Source organism: Alphaproteobacteria bacterium (genome assembly GCA_039980135.1).
Classification (GTDB): Bacteria; Pseudomonadota; Alphaproteobacteria; order UBA6615; family UBA6615; genus UBA8079.
The window spans coordinates 622,421-637,393 of the sequence record JBDXCV010000003.1; the positions used below are offsets into that span (position 1 = coordinate 622,421).

16 protein-coding genes are annotated in these 14,973 nt (G+C 65.3%); 7 read left to right on the forward strand and 9 right to left on the reverse strand.

Features of this window, described 5'->3' with window-relative positions:
• Positions 1-54 precede the first annotated feature (54 nt).
• The gene (locus tag ABJ363_04870) at positions 55-507 is read right to left on the reverse strand and encodes a hypothetical protein (GenBank protein ID MEP4378313.1); all 453 of its coding nucleotides are present in this window, start codon (positions 505-507) and stop codon (positions 55-57) included.
• Complete coding sequence (locus ABJ363_04875) at positions 504-1,211, reverse strand: AAA family ATPase (GenBank protein MEP4378314.1); 708 nt, start codon at positions 1,209-1,211, stop codon at positions 504-506. The genes ABJ363_04870 and ABJ363_04875 overlap by 4 nt, the downstream gene beginning before the upstream one ends.
• A 331-nt stretch (positions 1,212-1,542) precedes the next feature.
• Here ABJ363_04875 and ABJ363_04880 point away from each other — a divergent pair, with 331 nt between their 5' ends.
• Positions 1,543-1,944, forward strand: a complete 402-nt coding sequence (locus ABJ363_04880) for a cupin domain-containing protein (GenBank protein MEP4378315.1) — start codon at positions 1,543-1,545, stop codon at positions 1,942-1,944.
• A gap of 16 nt (positions 1,945-1,960) precedes the next feature.
• Here the strand turns inward: ABJ363_04880 and ABJ363_04885 are convergent, their stop codons facing one another.
• Positions 1,961-2,251, reverse strand: coding sequence for a DUF1330 domain-containing protein (locus tag ABJ363_04885; protein ID MEP4378316.1), 291 nt, complete (start codon positions 2,249-2,251; stop codon positions 1,961-1,963).
• A 130-nt stretch (positions 2,252-2,381) separates the two neighbouring features.
• Here ABJ363_04885 and ABJ363_04890 point away from each other — a divergent pair, with 130 nt between their 5' ends.
• Genes ABJ363_04890 through ABJ363_04905 form a run of 4 tightly spaced genes read left to right on the forward strand, consistent with a single transcriptional unit; the run spans position 2,382 to position 6,424 of the window.
• A complete protein-coding gene (locus ABJ363_04890; GenBank protein MEP4378317.1) occupies positions 2,382-3,320 on the forward strand; it encodes a 3-hydroxyacyl-CoA dehydrogenase NAD-binding domain-containing protein in 939 nt (312 codons plus the stop codon).
• Between the two features lie 36 nt (positions 3,321-3,356).
• The gene (locus tag ABJ363_04895; protein ID MEP4378318.1) at positions 3,357-4,517 is read left to right on the forward strand and encodes an NADH:flavin oxidoreductase/NADH oxidase; all 1,161 of its coding nucleotides are present in this window, start codon (positions 3,357-3,359) and stop codon (positions 4,515-4,517) included.
• 14 nt (positions 4,518-4,531) lie between these two features.
• Positions 4,532-5,320 carry an IclR family transcriptional regulator gene (locus ABJ363_04900; GenBank protein ID MEP4378319.1) on the forward strand — a complete coding sequence of 263 codons (789 nt, stop codon included), beginning with the start codon at positions 4,532-4,534 and terminating at the stop codon, positions 5,318-5,320.
• Between the two features lie 45 nt (positions 5,321-5,365).
• A complete protein-coding gene (locus ABJ363_04905; protein ID MEP4378320.1) occupies positions 5,366-6,424 on the forward strand; it encodes a DsbA family protein in 1,059 nt (352 codons plus the stop codon).
• An 11-nt stretch (positions 6,425-6,435) separates the two neighbouring features.
• On the opposite strand, the gene ABJ363_04910 is transcribed toward ABJ363_04905, so the two are convergent.
• From ABJ363_04910 to ABJ363_04935, 6 genes are all read right to left on the reverse strand, one after another.
• On the reverse strand, positions 6,436-7,653 hold the full coding sequence (locus tag ABJ363_04910; protein ID MEP4378321.1) for an HD domain-containing phosphohydrolase: 1,218 nt from the start codon (positions 7,651-7,653) through the stop codon (positions 6,436-6,438).
• Between the two features lie 90 nt (positions 7,654-7,743).
• Positions 7,744-8,508, reverse strand: a complete 765-nt coding sequence (locus tag ABJ363_04915) for an SDR family oxidoreductase (GenBank protein ID MEP4378322.1) — start codon at positions 8,506-8,508, stop codon at positions 7,744-7,746.
• Positions 8,509-8,611: 103 nt separating this feature from the next.
• Positions 8,612-9,358: a Bax inhibitor-1/YccA family protein gene (locus ABJ363_04920; GenBank protein MEP4378323.1), complete on the reverse strand. Its 747-nt coding sequence runs from the start codon at positions 9,356-9,358 to the stop codon at positions 8,612-8,614.
• A 142-nt stretch (positions 9,359-9,500) separates the two neighbouring features.
• Entirely contained in the window at positions 9,501-10,289 is a 789-nt protein-coding gene (locus tag ABJ363_04925; protein ID MEP4378324.1) for a hypothetical protein, read from the reverse strand.
• Between the two features lie 95 nt (positions 10,290-10,384).
• The gene (locus tag ABJ363_04930) at positions 10,385-12,964 is read right to left on the reverse strand and encodes an FtsX-like permease family protein (GenBank protein MEP4378325.1); all 2,580 of its coding nucleotides are present in this window, start codon (positions 12,962-12,964) and stop codon (positions 10,385-10,387) included.
• The gene (locus tag ABJ363_04935; GenBank protein MEP4378326.1) at positions 12,961-13,641 is read right to left on the reverse strand and encodes an ABC transporter ATP-binding protein; all 681 of its coding nucleotides are present in this window, start codon (positions 13,639-13,641) and stop codon (positions 12,961-12,963) included. The genes ABJ363_04930 and ABJ363_04935 overlap by 4 nt, the downstream gene beginning before the upstream one ends.
• A gap of 166 nt (positions 13,642-13,807) precedes the next feature.
• On the opposite strand from ABJ363_04935, the gene ABJ363_04940 reads away from it, so the two are divergent.
• Complete coding sequence (locus ABJ363_04940; protein MEP4378327.1) at positions 13,808-14,422, forward strand: arylesterase; 615 nt, start codon at positions 13,808-13,810, stop codon at positions 14,420-14,422.
• Positions 14,419-14,961: an RNA 2',3'-cyclic phosphodiesterase gene (gene thpR / locus ABJ363_04945; GenBank protein MEP4378328.1), complete on the forward strand. Its 543-nt coding sequence runs from the start codon at positions 14,419-14,421 to the stop codon at positions 14,959-14,961. The genes ABJ363_04940 and thpR overlap by 4 nt, the downstream gene beginning before the upstream one ends.
• Positions 14,962-14,973: the final 12 nt, after the last annotated feature.

Below are 14,973 nucleotides of genomic sequence, written 5' to 3' on the forward strand. Positions count from 1 at the left end.
TCTGCTCCCCATCGCCAGCAGTTGCGCTCTCATGTCCGGACGTCTGCGCGGGTTTCAAAGAAGCGGCCGCCGGGTCGCGGAATCGGCGTATACCGGCGGCGCACCGGCACACGCATGGTGTGTGCCGTTCGGCTGCCCGGCGCTTTGGGGCGGCGCTTGGGCGGGCGTATGACCCGTTCGGGCGAGCAGGGCGTCGAGTGCTTCTGTGAGCAATCGCTGCCGGCTGACGTTCCGCGCCTCGGCCGCACGGCAGAATGCGCTGTGGCGGGTCGTGTCTATCCGGAACGTGAATTTCCGCTTCTCGGTTGCGGCCGGCCCGGTCAGACGGGCGGCGCGTGGCGGCTGTAACCGGCTCCGCGCGATGTTCGCCGCCGATTGCGGCACTGTCATGTGCAGGTTGATCGCAGGAAGCAGGATCGTCCGGCGCGCGTGAAATCGTGCCGCGTCGCCGGGATGAGTCGCGGCGGGGACCGCAGCACCTTTCCGCACCAGGAGTGGGTCGCTCATGACGCGCCGTTCCAGCGCGTTTCGCCGTTTGCGCGGCCAGGCGCCAGGCGGGTGAATCCGTCGGAGATTATTGTCGGGCGGCTGCGTTGGGTCAGGCGGCCGTCGAGATAGCCCCAAAGGTCCGAAATCTCTTCCGCGGACTTTCCCGCACGGGGCAGCTCCATCACGGTCCGCCCGTCGATCATGCTGGCCGCGAAATCGGTTCGTTGATGGATCGTGACCGGGGCGACCGTGCCATGCTGAGACAGAACCACCGCCGCCTCGCCAGTGATGCGCGCGCGTGGGTTGGCGGCATTGATGACGAAGACGAGCGGCTTGGCGGCGGATTCCACCATGGCGATGGTCGTGCCGGCGGCGCGCAGGTCATGGGGGCTGGGACGGGTCGGGATAACGATGAGATCGGACAGCGCGATGACCTGCTCGATCATGTCGGTGATGGCCGGCGGCGTGTCGACGATCACCTGATTGAAACCCAGGTCGCGCGCCCGCGCCAGATCCGTGTTCAGCGTTGCGACCGAGGCGCGCAGGAACGCCGGTGTCGAGGCCTGCCGCTCGTTCCACCAGTCGGTCAGGCTGCCCTGCGGATCGGTGTCGATCACCGCGACGGGGCCCGCACCGGCGGCCTGGGCCGCGACGGCGAGATGTCCGGCGAGCGTGGTCTTGCCGGAACCGCCTTTTTGAGAGGTCAGTGCGAGAATATTCATGGAGACCTCCGGGTCGATCTACGGGGCCCAAACTCGGGGCATGTTCGAAGCGGAGGCTAGATTCCGGAGGGCCCGATCGCCAAGCGGCATTGGATAAACATGATCCTGTCTTTGATCGAAAAACGCTGATTGTTCCGTTGTTTCATCGATGCAAAGTCAATCGATTTTTGGCGTGATCCGCGTTCCTTATCGAACATGTTGCCGCCCACGGTTTCGCCCCGGCCGGGAGTGGCTCCGGCCTCGCACCGTCGCTATTGTGGGCACACGGAAGAATACGGGCGGCGCGATGAGTGCCGCTTCGCCGGAACGGAACAGCAAGGGAGGATCAGTGATGGCAAATGCCGAAACCAAGACGGAGGGCGCCTACAAGGCCGGCAATGGCGCGTATGTGTTCGACGTCGACAAGTTGCAGGGGCTCGATGCCGGGCCGGGATACGCCGAGACCTTCGGACCTGTGGTCGAGGGAGAGCTGACCCAGGTCGGGGTCATGACCCTGCCCGCCGGTCAGACCTCCGCGCCGCACATGCACCCGAACGAACAGTGGATCTACCTGCTGCAGGGGCATTTGCATGCCACGGTCGACGGTCAGGAGTCCGATGTCGGCCCCGGTCAGCTGATCTATATTCCGGCGAACACCGTGCACTCGGTCACGATCTCGCCGGACGAGGACTGCCACTTCTTCACATGCAAGGACCTGCGTAGCGGGATCGCCGGAACGCCTGTCGGCAGTTGATGGCGCGGGGCGCGCCCTAGAGCGCGTCGAACATCAGCACCGGACCGGTCGAACCGTCATTGCGCGACGCCAGCCAGGGTTTGTACTCAGGATCCGCGTACAGGGCCTCGACTGAGGCCTGGTCGGGGAACTCGAGGAGGACAACGACGTTTGGGGCGTCGCCGTCGCCCTCCATTTTCCGGACATCGGGAGTCTGGGCGAGGTAGCGTCCGCCATGCTTGGCGACCAACGCATGGACGGGTGGTCCATAGGCCTCGATCCAGGACGGGTCGGTGATGGTCAACGCGGCTGTGACGTAGGTGGTCATGCTGTTTCCCCTGCTGTATGGCGCTCGACGGCGCGGCATTGCATCATTGTAGCAGGCGGCGCAAAACTGCCCCACCGCGGGCGCGCTGTCGGCGTCGACAAATATCAAGCCGTAAATGCCGGAGAGAGACATGGAACGATCAAATATTTCCACCGTCGGGATTGTCGGCGCCGGTACCATCGGTTCTTCATGGGCGGCGTATTTTCTGGCGCAGGGGCTGAAAGTCCGATGCTGGGACCCGCTCGACGGCTATGCCGAGAATGTGACGTCGTTTGTGGTGCGGGCCTGGCCGCTGATGACCGAGTTGGGCCTCGCCGACGGCGCGTCGCTGGACAACCTTTCCTGCCATGACCGGATCACCGAGGCGCTGGACGGGGTGCAATTCGTCCAGGAAAGCGGCCCGGAAGACTCGGAGATCAAGGCGCGCTTGATGGCCGAAATCGACCGGGACATTCCTGAAGACGTCGTGATTTCGTCGAGTTCCACGGCCTTGCCTGTGTCGGAGTATCAGCATCTGGCGGCCCATCCCGGCCGCATCGTGCTCGGGCATCCGTTCAACCCGCCCCATCTGATGCCTGTGGTCGAGGTCGGCGGCGGCAAGCAGACCGAGACCTGGGCCGTCGACCGGGCGATGGAATTCTATGACGCGGTCGGCAAGACGCCGATCCGGCTGCGTGCGGAAATTCCGGGTCATCTGGTCAACCGGCTGCAGGCTGCGCTCTATCGCGAGGCGGTCTATCTGGTGGCGGAGGGCTATGCCTCGGTCGAGGATATCGACAAGGCGATCACCGGCGGTCCCGGCCTGCGCTGGGCCTTTATGGGGCCACACATGACCTATCATCTCGGCGGCGGAGACGGGGGCATCCGGCGCTATCTCGAGAATCTCGGGCCGAGCCAGGAACGCCGCTGGGCCGCACTGGGCGACCCCAAACTCACCGATGATGTGAAACAGAAGATCATCGACGGGGTCGATGCGGAGGCCCATGGCCGCTCGATCGGCGAATTGGCCGCGGACCGGGACGCAACCCTGTTGAAGCTGCTCAAGGCGCTCGGCAAAACTGAAGACTAGGGCCTCTGCCACGGTTGGTTTTCCAAGGAGTATTCCATGTCCACGACCGAGCCATCATCCGCGTCGTTGTTTTCGCCGTTCGATATTCGTGGCGCCCGGTTTCGCAACCGGATCGTGATTTCGCCAATGTGCACCTATTCGGCGCAGGACGGCATGGCGAGCGACTGGCATCTCGTGCATCTGGGCAAGTTCGCGCTCGGCGGCGCGGCGGCCGTATTTACGGAAGCTGCCGCCGTGGAACCGCGCGGCCGGATCACCCATGGCGATCTGGGCATCTGGTCGACCGACCACGCCGCTGCCCTGAAACCGGTAACGTCGTTCCTGCGCCGGAACGGCGCGCTGCCCGCAATCCAGATCGCCCACGCCGGACGCAAGGCGAGCATGCAGCGCCCCTGGCACGGCAACGGGCCGCTCAATGATGGCGATCGGGCGCGGGGCGAGGATAATTGGGATATCGTCGCGGCCAGCGCCGAACCCGTCAAGGACGGCTGGCTGACGCCGACGGAACTGTCGCTTCCCGAGATCGAGGATATACAGGCGAGCTTCGCGACCGCCGCCGGACATGCAGTGGCCGCCGGGTTCGAGGTACTGGAGATCCATTCCGCGCATGGTTACCTCGCCCATTCATTCCTCTCGCCATTGTCGAACCATAGAAACGATGCCTATGGCGGTGACCTGGCGGGGCGCATGCGGTTCACGCTGGAAACCGCCGAGAGGGTTCGTGCGGTCTGGCCCGACGACAAGCCCCTGTTTGTTCGTATTTCTGCGGTCGATGCGGATGGCAGTGGGGAAGGCTGGCAGCTCGATGATTCCGTCGCTCTGGCGGGTGAACTGAAGGCGCGCGGGGTCGACGTGGTGGATTGCTCCTCGGGAGGCATCGCCGGGCTGGCGACAGCTGCGCTCGGGCCGCGGGGGCAGGGATTTCGCGGGCCCTATGGGTCGCGGATACGCGACGAGGCGGGTGTATCGACGATGGTTGTCGGGCTCGTGCTCGACGCGGCAGTCGCCAAGGATCTTGTGGCCTCCGGGGCGGCAGACCTCGTTGCCGTCGGCCGCGAAGTCCTCTACAACCCCAATTGGCCCCATCATGTGGCGCATGAACTGGGTGCGGATCCGGACTATGCGGCCTGGCCCGAGCAATATGGCTGGTGGTTGGTGCGCCGCGAACCCCTGCTGCAGGCCGCGCGTGATGATTGACCGCGTCAGCTGATATGACGGAAGCCCGCTACCAGAACCAGTCGGCGGAACGCAGTTTTGCGATCCTCGAATGTGTGGATGCGGCCGAGAACCCGGTCCCTCTGGCCGTCATCGCGCGCGAGACCGGCCTCAATCGGGCGACTGTATTTCGGATGCTCGCGGTGCTGACCCGAATGGGCTGGATCTACAAGAATGAAACCGACGCCACCTATGCGCTCGGGCATAAGGCGTTTGCGCTGGGACGCCGGCGAAATCATCTCGAAACCATCGTTCATCATGCACGGCCGTTTATTCGCCGCCTCGCCCGGGACCTGGAGGAGACGGTGCAACTCGCGGCGCTCGAGGGCCCGCAGATCGTCTATTGCGACAAGGTCGTGCCGCCGGATGGACATTCGGTATCGACCGCCGTTGGCATGCGTCTCGATGCCCACGCAACCGGTGCGGGGAAAGCCATGCTCACCTGGCTGGCTCCGGACGAGGTGCGCGATCTCTATCGCCAGCATCCGCCAGTCGGCCACACGCCGCGCACGATCACGATTGTCGATGCGTTGGTGCGCGAACTGGAGGTGATCCGGCTGCAGGGATATGCCGTGGATGAAGGCGAGATGATCCCGGGGCTCGCCTGTGTCGCGGCACCGGTCCTGAACACACTGGGGCGCGCGGTCGCAGCGCTCTCTGTTTCGGCCCCCGCTTCCGGATTCGATCCGGCGCGTGTCGCCCGGTTGGCCGGTCGGCTGACCGCGACAGCGACGGAACTATCCGATTATATTGCCGATCACGATTCACGAACCGACAGCCGCTGAGCGCGCGTAGCGCGCCACAAAGAGTATTTTTCTCAAGGGGACAGCATGTCAGCACCAATCAAGTTCTACTTCGATTTCGTATCCGCCTATTCCTATGTCGCGATGAACCGGATCGATGCGCTCGGCGCGCGCTGGGGGCGCGAGGTCGAATGGAATTGTGTGCCACTGCCGCAGATCCTCAACCATCACGAGGCAACGTCGCCACGTGATCAGCCGGCAAAGTTCGCCCACAACATGAAGGATTTCCCGCGCCTGTGCGAGATGAACGGCCTGCCGGTCAGCTTTCCGCCGGAGGTGCCGCCCTATGGCGCGACATTGCATCGCCTGGTGTTCTGGCGTCTGCAGCGCAAGGACCCGACCCTGGCGAGAGCCTTCGCGCGGGCCGTCGATCACCGCTATTTCGGCACCGGCAAGGAGGTTCGTACCGCCCAGCAACTCACCAGCGCCTGCAAGGCGCGCGGCGTGGCGGTGAGCGCGAAGGAAATTCGGGCGGCGGCCGAGGATAAGCGCGCGCAGAAGGATCTCGACAACGCCTATCGCCGCGCGTTGAAGGACGGCATGTTCGGCGCGCCGTTCATGGTGCTGGACGGCGAGAGTTTCTGGGGCGCCGACCGGCTGGATCATCTGGAGTATCGCCTCGAGCAGGCGATCAGGGTGCCGCGTGGGTTCGAGACGTTCCAATTCTCCAGCCCGTTCACCACGAACAACGGCCCGCTTTTCGTGAAGCTCGGCAAGGCCAGGGCCGTGTTCGGGTTTCGTGCCGACCACCGCCATCTCAACCCGCGCGACGTCGTACATGGCGGCTGGATGACCAGCTTCGTCGATGTGGCGATGGCGCAATCTGCCATGTACGAGATGGGCGTGGTCGGGCTGACGCCGACGATCCATCTGGAGGCCGATTTCCTGGCGCCGATCTATCCCGGCCAGTGGGTCACTTGCGATGCGCGGCTGGTGAAGACGACCCGCACCATGAATTTCGTCGAGGGCACGGTCATCGCCGATGGCGAGCCTGTCCTGCGTTGCTCGGCGATCTATCGCAAGCCGCGCGACGTCAAACCGCGTATCGGCACGATCATGTCGACGACCGATCCGGTATATGGCTGACCGGCGGGGCGCTAAAGACCAGCCCTGTTGCCGATAAACGCCTGCCAGATGTCGTCGAACTTCTGGTGGGTATCGGCGAAGGCTTCGACGAGTAAGGGGTCGAAATGCCCTTTGGAATCGATGCGTTCGTCACCCAGAAGTATGATGTCGCGCGCCCGCCCATGATCCAAAGCCGGCTTGTAAGGGCGTTCCGAGCGCAGCGCGTCGTAAATGTCGGCCATCTGGACGATCCGCGCGGCGAGCGGAATTTCGTCCTCCCGCTTGCCGGCGGGGTAGCCGCTGCCATCCCATTTTTCATGATGGTTGAGCGCGATGTCGGCGGCCATGCCCAGCCGCGGTGATCGGCTGAGGATGCGCTGGCCGTAGATCGTGTGGTTGTCCATTTCGCGCCGTTCCGCGCCGGTCAACGCGCCGGTCTTGCGCAGGACCGCGGGGGCGACGCCCATCTTTCCGACATCGTGAAGCTGCGCCGAGTAGCGAAGTTCCCGGCAATAGTCGGCCTCCCTGCCGAGGGTGCGGGCGAGAAAATGGCTGTACTCGTTCACCCGGAACACATGGTTGCCGGTCCCCTCGTCATATATTTCTGCGGCGCGCGCAAGCAGTGAGACGGCCATTCTGAACGACTCGTCTCCATCGTCGTCGAGCCGCGCCAGTTCCTCTGCCTGGTCGCGCAGTCGCTCATTTCGTTCCTGCTTGTCGATGTCGATGCTGCCGATCCGTTCCAGGATGTCGGCGCGCTCCAGCGCCGCCCCGACCAGCCGGTTGAAGCGCGCGAGCAGGCCGAGATGTTCGTCGGCGAATCGCCGCCCGGCGCGCGCCTCGTTGGCCAGGACGACAACGCCGACGATCTCTCCCGCATGGTTCGACAGGGCAAAGGCAATCAGCGCGCCGGCGTCGGTGCCGTGGCAGGCATCGATCATGGGGTCGAACGGCACGTCGGCGGCCTCGGTCGTCGCATCGGACAATTTCAGGGTTTCGCCGGTTCGTGCCACCTGGGTCACGATCGACCGATGTGTCAGAGGGATCGCCTCACCGCAGGGTGCGGGGTCGGGCTGGGCGGCCGCGCATTCCAGTAATTGTGTGTCGTTCTCCTGGCGCAGGAGATATAGCGCACCCGCATCCGCGCCCATCAGTTCGCGGGCCTGGCGCAAGGCTTTGCCCGCCAGTTCGCGCGCGGACTGGCCGGGGTGATGGTCGAGCAATTCTCTGAATGATAGACGGTCGGTCATCGCGCGCTGTATGTCTGCCTGGAAACTCGGGGTCTCCCCGGGTCACAGTTTAAGCCGCGCGGGGTGAACACAATGTTACCCCGATGAGGGTCAGACAATCTCGATCCCGGCGCGCCGGGTGAGGTCGTTGAACTGCACCTGGTTATGGACACCCGCCAGATCCGCCGGGGCCTCGCGGGCGAGCCACGCCAGAATCTTGGCAGGGCGCTCGGGTGGCTGGCCATCGTCGGGTGTCATCGCGGCCGCGCGAAACACCGGATTGGCATAGATGTCATCGACCATGTCGGTCTGGGTGAAGCCGGGGGACAGGGCGAAGATTTTCACCTTGCTGTCTTCCAGGTCGTAATGCAGGCACTGGGTCATCGACAGCAATGCGGCCTTGGACGCGCAATAGGCGGCGTAGAACCGGTCCGGAATGAAGGCCCGGGCGCTGGTGATGTTGATGATGACGCCGTCGTCGCGCTCGGTCATGGAGGGCAGCGCGGCCGAGATCATGTTGTACGGGCCCATCACATTGATCTTGAGCACGTCGAGAAAGGCGTCCGGCGGCACGTCCGCGACCGATCCCATCAGACCGGTGCCGGCGTTGTTGATCAGCACGTCGATGCGGCCATGTTCGGCCAGTACGCCTTCGACGAAGGCTTTGTCGGCGTCGAAGTCCGCGACCTCGAACCCGTGGGTCTCCGCGCTGGCGCCGAGCGCCTCGACGGCAGCCCTGGTTTCGTTACAGGCCTCTACGCTGCGCGCGCACAGGACCAGATGGGGTCCGTCCGTCGCGAGTTCCCGCGCCGTGGCGGCGCCGATGCCCCGGCTGGCGCCGGTGAGAACGATCACCTTGTCTTTCAGGCTGGCCATGATTTTCCCCTTCCGGTTGATAAATGAATTCTGACCCGCCTCGGTGCAAAAGAAAACGCCCGGGCGGAACCCGGGCGTTTTGTTATCGTTATGTTCTGCCGTTCTAGTCGCGCTGGCCGAACAGGTGCAGCAGCATGATGAACAGGTTGATGAAATCGAGATACAGCCGCAACGCGCCCATGATCGCCTTCTTGCCGGCAACCTCGGAGCCGTCGAGCTCGTCATACATCTCCTTGATCTTCTGGGTGTCGTAGGCGGTCAGGCCGACGAACACGATCACGCCGATCACCGAGATCACGAACTGCATCATGGTCGAGGCGATGAATATGTTCACGATACTCGCAATAATGATGCCGATCAGGCCCATGAACAGGAATGTGCCCAGGCCCGTCAGGTCACGCTTTGTCGTGTAGCCGTACAGGCTCATCGCGGCGAAGGTCGCGGCGGTGATGAAGAAGACCCGCGCGATGCTGGCGCCGGTGAACTGCAGGAAGATGTGGCTGAGCGAAAGCCCCATCACGCCGGCGAACAGCCAGAAGAGGAGCTGTGCCGTGGAAGCCTTCATGCGTTGGATGCCGAACGACAGCACCAACACGAAGGCCAGCGGCGACAGCATGGCAATCCATGCCAGCGGCGTTGAAGCGACCTGGCCCTGCGGCCCGACCGCGTAGAAAAGGTTGAGCACAGCCGGGGTATTCGCCACCAGATAGGCGATGATGCCCGTCAGCGCGAGGCCGGTCGTCATGTAGTTGTAGACCCGCAGCATGTAGGACCGGAGGCCCTCATCGATCTGCGCTGTGTCTGCGGCGCGGCCCTGAACAACCGTCCCGCGCTCGAATTGATTAGCCATGGTTTCGTGACCCTCCCAAGGGTTTCCTGTCATTCGAAAATGTTAGCTGCGAGGAATATGGGGCGTCCGCGGGCGCAATTCAACCGGTACCGGGTTGGATTTTACGTGATGACCTTTTCTCTAAACCATTGATTTAAAATGATTACGTGGATGCATCGCCGCGTCGTTCCAGCAGCGCGTAGCCCATCAGGCCGAAAGCGATCGCCGTCGCCAGGACGGCCAGCGCCGTCACTGCCGGCGGTGGTGCCGTGGGCACGATCGCGGCGGCCAGCGCGACCCGCACAACCAGATCGGCCCCGGTCCGCCAGATATCGCGTTGCGGGGTATGGCGTCCGGCCTGCAGCGCCGCCTCGGCGAAACCGAGTCCACCGGCAGCAATGACCCAGACACCGGCCAGCCCGAGGCGCCAGACGAGGAGCGACAGCGACAGCACCAGGAGTGCGCCGGCCATCGTGCCGAGCCTTTCGCTGAAGCCGCTCGTGGAATAGGTGATCCGGGCAAGCCAGCCGTCGACGGCCCCGAAACCCGCGGCCGCGACCCCCATCAGGGCGACCGACCAGAGCAGCGGGTCGGGCGGGTTTCCCGTCGGGACGATGGCGAGACCGCCCAGCAGGCAGGTCATGCCGACCCGCGCCACCGTGAATCGGGTGCCCGTGGTGGCGGGTGTGCCGGATGGATTGGGCGTGACCGCCGCAAACACGATCAGCAGCGCGAGGAGGCCGATGCCGGCGACGGGCGGCGCGGAGCCGAGTTCGAATGCCAATGCGAACAGGCCGGATATGGCGATGGTGACGAGGATCGTCAGCGGCAGATGGCCCATGCGCATCGTGTGCACCTTGGGCGGGTGCAAGGTGGGTTTCGGCCCCGATTGGAACGGCGCCTCGGGGGGGGCGCCGGATGGCGGGTTTGATTTGTTCGGTTCTCCGCTCACGCCTGATCCTGCTTCGTCGAGATGTTGCTACGCGCTTTGTAACCCTACCCGTTTCGCAACCCTATTCATTTCGTAACCGTATTCGTTCCGAGGCCTTATTCGTTCCGCAACCACGGTGCCGCCGACTGACCCATCGCGCGCCAGGTGCCGACAAGACCGGCGCCGACGGTGATCAGGGTCCCGATCACGGCGGTGACGATGACGGCAGCCGGTTCCGGCGTCCAGGCAATCCCGAGCAGCCAGGTCACCACGGCCCAGCCGGTCACGCTGCCGACGATGGCGGCGATGATCGCGGTCACGAGGCCCAGCAGTCCGTATTCCAGGATATAGGCGGTGACGATATCGCGCCGCGTGGCACCGAGCACCTTGAGGACCACGCTGTCATAGATGCGCCGGCGGCGGCCCGCGGCGATGGCGCCGGCGAGAACCAGCACGCCCGAGACCAGGGTGATCACGGCCGTCAGACGGATCGCCGTGCCGACATTTCCGACCAGAGTTGCCACGGTCTCGATCGCCGCGCGCACCCGGATGGAGGTGATATTCGCGAACGCGTCGGTGACTTCGCGCTCCAGCGGATCCTCGGCTGCGGCGTCGGCATGGACGATGGCGATATGCATGCGCGGCGCGGATTCGAGGATTCCCGGCGAGAACACCATGACGAAATTGATGGCCAGGCGCTGCCAGTCGATCTGCCGGGTGTTGGCGATGGTGGCGGTGAAAGCGCGGCCCAGCACATTGACGGTGATGGTGTCGCCGATGTCGAGTTCCAGTCCGTTCGCGACCCGCTCGTCGAGGCTGACCAGCATGTCGCCGCGATAGTCTGCCGGCCACCATCCGCCCTTGACGATAGAATTGTGTGCCGGCGCCGTCGCGGCCCAGGTGATCCCCCGATCGCCGCGCAGCACCCAACGCGCGTCGGGCGCGATGTTGGCCTCGGCGGCGGGAACGCCGTTGATGCCGGTGATCCGGCCGCGCAGCATCGGTACCTGCTCGCTGCGTTCCACGCCCGCGACATCGGCCACCAGCGCCTCGAACGGGGTGACCTGCTGGGGCTGGATGTCGACGAAGAAAAACGCCGGCGCGTCTTGCGGAAGCTCCTCGGAGATCTGGCGAGACAGATTTCCCTCGATCGTGGCGACCGTCACCAGCATCGACAGGCCCAGGCCGAGCGACAGGACGACGGACGCCGTCGCCGCACCCGGCCGGTGCAGGCCCGCCAGCGCCAGGCGTACGGCAGGTCGGCGGACCCGCTTGACCCGTGCGGCGGTGGCGGCGATCCCGACGGCGGCCAGCCTGAAGGCGATCATGGCGCCGACCGAGCCGACAACGAACCATGTGGCGAAGCCCGCATCCGACGCGGTCGTGATGGCGAGCCCCGCGAGGGCTGCGGCCAGCGCCGCGGTGGCAAGGATATAAGCCGTACGTGGCCGCCCCCGGGTCGGCGAGACCAGCGCCCGAAACAGCCCCGCGGGCGGAATTTCGCCGGCCCGCGCGACCGACCAGACCGAAAAGACCAGCGCCGTCAGAAAGCCGAACAGCGCGGCGATGGCGAGCGGGACGGGGTACAGGCCCGTGGCCACCCGAATGGGGACGACGCTCGAAAGCGCGTCGGCGGCCAGCAGCGGCAGCGCGGCCCCCAGCACGAGCCCGATGGCGATTCCGCCCAGTGCGAGGACCATCACCTGCAAGAGATACACGCGGAAGATCAGGGTGCGGGGTGCGCCGATGCATTTCAGCGTTGCGATGGTCTCGGTCTTGCCGTCGAGCCAGGCCCGGACGGCGTTGGCGACGCCAACCCCGCCGATCAGCAGCGCTGTCAGCCCGACGAAGGACAGAAACAGCGTGACCCGGCCGATCAGGCGGCTGAGCCGGGGCGACGATTCGTTGAGGGTCCGGATGCGCCAGCCGGCATCCGGGAATTCGGCGTTGATGTCCGTGATGAACGCCGCCGGCGTCGTCTCGGCGGGCAGGCGAATCCGGTAGTTGTAATGGATGAGGCTGCCGGGCTGGACCAGCGCGGTCTCGTCCAGCGCGTCGCCGTCGATCAGCACCCGTGGACCCAGGGAGAAGAGCCCCGACCCGCCGACGCGGTCCGGCTCATGCAGGATTGTCGCGCGCACCTCGAAACTGGCGTCGCCGATCCGCACTTTGTCACCCCGCGAGATGCCCAGCTTTTCGATCAGTTCGGGCGCGACCGCGGCGCCCCACAGGCCGTCGCGCCGTCCGAGCATGTCCGCCAGGGGCAGTGCGGGCGCGGTCTCCAGGGTGCCATACAGGGGATAGGTCGCCTCGACCGTCTTCAGCTCGATCAGGGATTGCGCGCCGGAACGGCCGGCCGTTCGCGCGCCGGCGCGGGCCATGGCGCGCATCTCGGCGCTGCCGGCCAGGGCGCCGGCGGCGGCAAGTGAGTCGCGTTCGGCAGCCGTGGCGGGGCGGTGCACGATGTCGACGAGCACGTCGCCCCCGAGGATTTCCCGCGCGTCGGAACTGATGCTTTCTTCCAGCATGGCGCGGGTCGAGCCGACCGCGGCGATCGCGGTCACGCCGAGAGCCAGACAGGCCAGAAAAATGCGAAAGCTGCGCAGGCTGCCGCGCAGCTCGCGGCGCGCCAGCTTTGCCGCCAATGGCCATCCGGCGTCGTTGGTTGCGACCCTGGTGATGGGGGTGTCGCTCACGCCGCGCCGTCTTCCGGGGCATCAAAGATCTGCCCGTCGCGCAGGTGGACAACCCGGCTGCATCGCGCCGCGATGGCCGGATCGTGGGTGATCAGCAGCAGGGTCGATCCGCGCCGGGCCGACAGGTCGAACAGGGTATCGATGATCGCCGCCCCGGTCTCGCCGTCGAGGTTGCCGGTGGGTTCGTCCGCCAGCAGCAGTTCCGGCCCGGGTGCGAAGGCGCGGGCAATGGCGACCCGCTGTTGTTCTCCGCCGGATAATTGCGAGGGGTAGTGATCGAGGCGGTGGCCGAGCCCCACGGTCTCGAGGCTCTCCCGTGCCACGGCGAAGGCGTCAGCGTTGCCCGCGAATTCGAGAGGCACCGCGACATTCTCCAATGCGCTCATGGTGGGGATCAGATGGAATGCCTGGAACACGATGCCGACATTGGCGCGACGAAAACGTGCCAGCGCATCCTCGTCGAGTGCCGCCAGATCGTGACCGGCAACCGCGACGGTGCCGCCCGTCAGCCGCTCCAGTCCGGCGATCACCATCATCATGGTGGATTTGCCCGACCCCGACGGGCCGACCACGCCGACGGTCTCGCCCGGGGTGATCGACAAATCGATTCCGCGCAGGATGTTGACGTTGCCGCCCGCACCCGCCAAATGAAGTTCGGCACCGTCGAGCGCGATCATCGGTGCCGCGTCGCCGCCACGCTGTGTGGCCGGGCCCGTTTCGGGCTGATCTTTCATGCTGGTTTACCTTCAACCGATGACTTGCTGTTCGACTTCTACATATGGCCGCGCGGTCCGCATCATCAATGCCGGAGCGATACAGCGGCTGTGCGCAATCGCGGTGACGGTGGCGCTTCTTCTGATTCTATCGGCATTGCCCGCGGCAGCGGATGACAAGCCGGTGATCATCGCCTTCGGTGACAGCCTGTCGGCGGGGTTCGGTCTCGATGAGGCCGATTCCTTCCCGGTTCGCCTCCAGGCCGCCCTGCTGGCGGACGGGCTCGACACAAGGGTCGTCAATGCCGGGGTGTCGGGGGATACCACCGCCGGCGGTCGCGCGCGCCTCGACTGGTCGTTGCCCGACGATGTCGATCTGGTGATCCTCGAGCTGGGCGCGAATGACGGGCTGCGGGGGATCGATCCCGCGAACACCGAGGAAAACCTCGATGCGATTCTGCAGGTATTGCGGGTGCGCGGTTTCACCGTGCTGTTCACCGGCATGCTGGCGCCGCCGAACCTCGGCCGCGAATACGCCGCCGCGTTCGATGCGCTCTTCCCGCGCCTGGCGGCGAAGCACGACGTGATCTTCTACCCGTTCTTCCTCGAAGGTGTCGCGGCCGAGCGATCTCTGAATCAGCCCGACGGCATTCATCCGAATGGCGAAGGGGTGGATCGTATCGTGGCGCGCATTCTGCCCTTCGTCCGACGGGCGCTGGCAGATACGGCATCCGCAGCTCAATGATCCGGCTGTTCGTCGGCATTGGTCTTCCCGATAGCCTCGGCGAACGGCTGACCGGCCTGCGCGGCCAGATTCCGGGCGCGCGTTGGGTGCCGGTCGAGAATCTACACATCACCCTGCGTTTCGTGGGCGAAGTCGACGAGGACAGGGCCGTCGATCTCAACACGATTCTGGCCCGCCTGGATGAACCGGTACTCGATGTCGCGCTGGGCGGGGTCGGGCATTTTGAATCACGCGGTTTGGTGCGCTCCCTCTGGGCGGGGGTCGATCGCACGCCCGCACTCCATCATCTGCAGGCGCGGGTCGAGACCGCCTGCCAGCGCGTCGGCCTGACACCGGAAAGCCGCAAATTCCATCCGCATGTGACCCTGGCCCGCTGCCGCGACACGCGGACCGCGCGGATCGCCGGGTATCTGGCCGACCATGGCGGCTTTCGTGCGCCCGCATTTCCCGTCCGTTCATTCGCGTTATATTCGTCGACCCTCGGGCGGGGCGGCGCGGTTTACACGCGTGAAGTCGACTACCCGCTGGGCCGCCCGTGAACAGGAAACGCC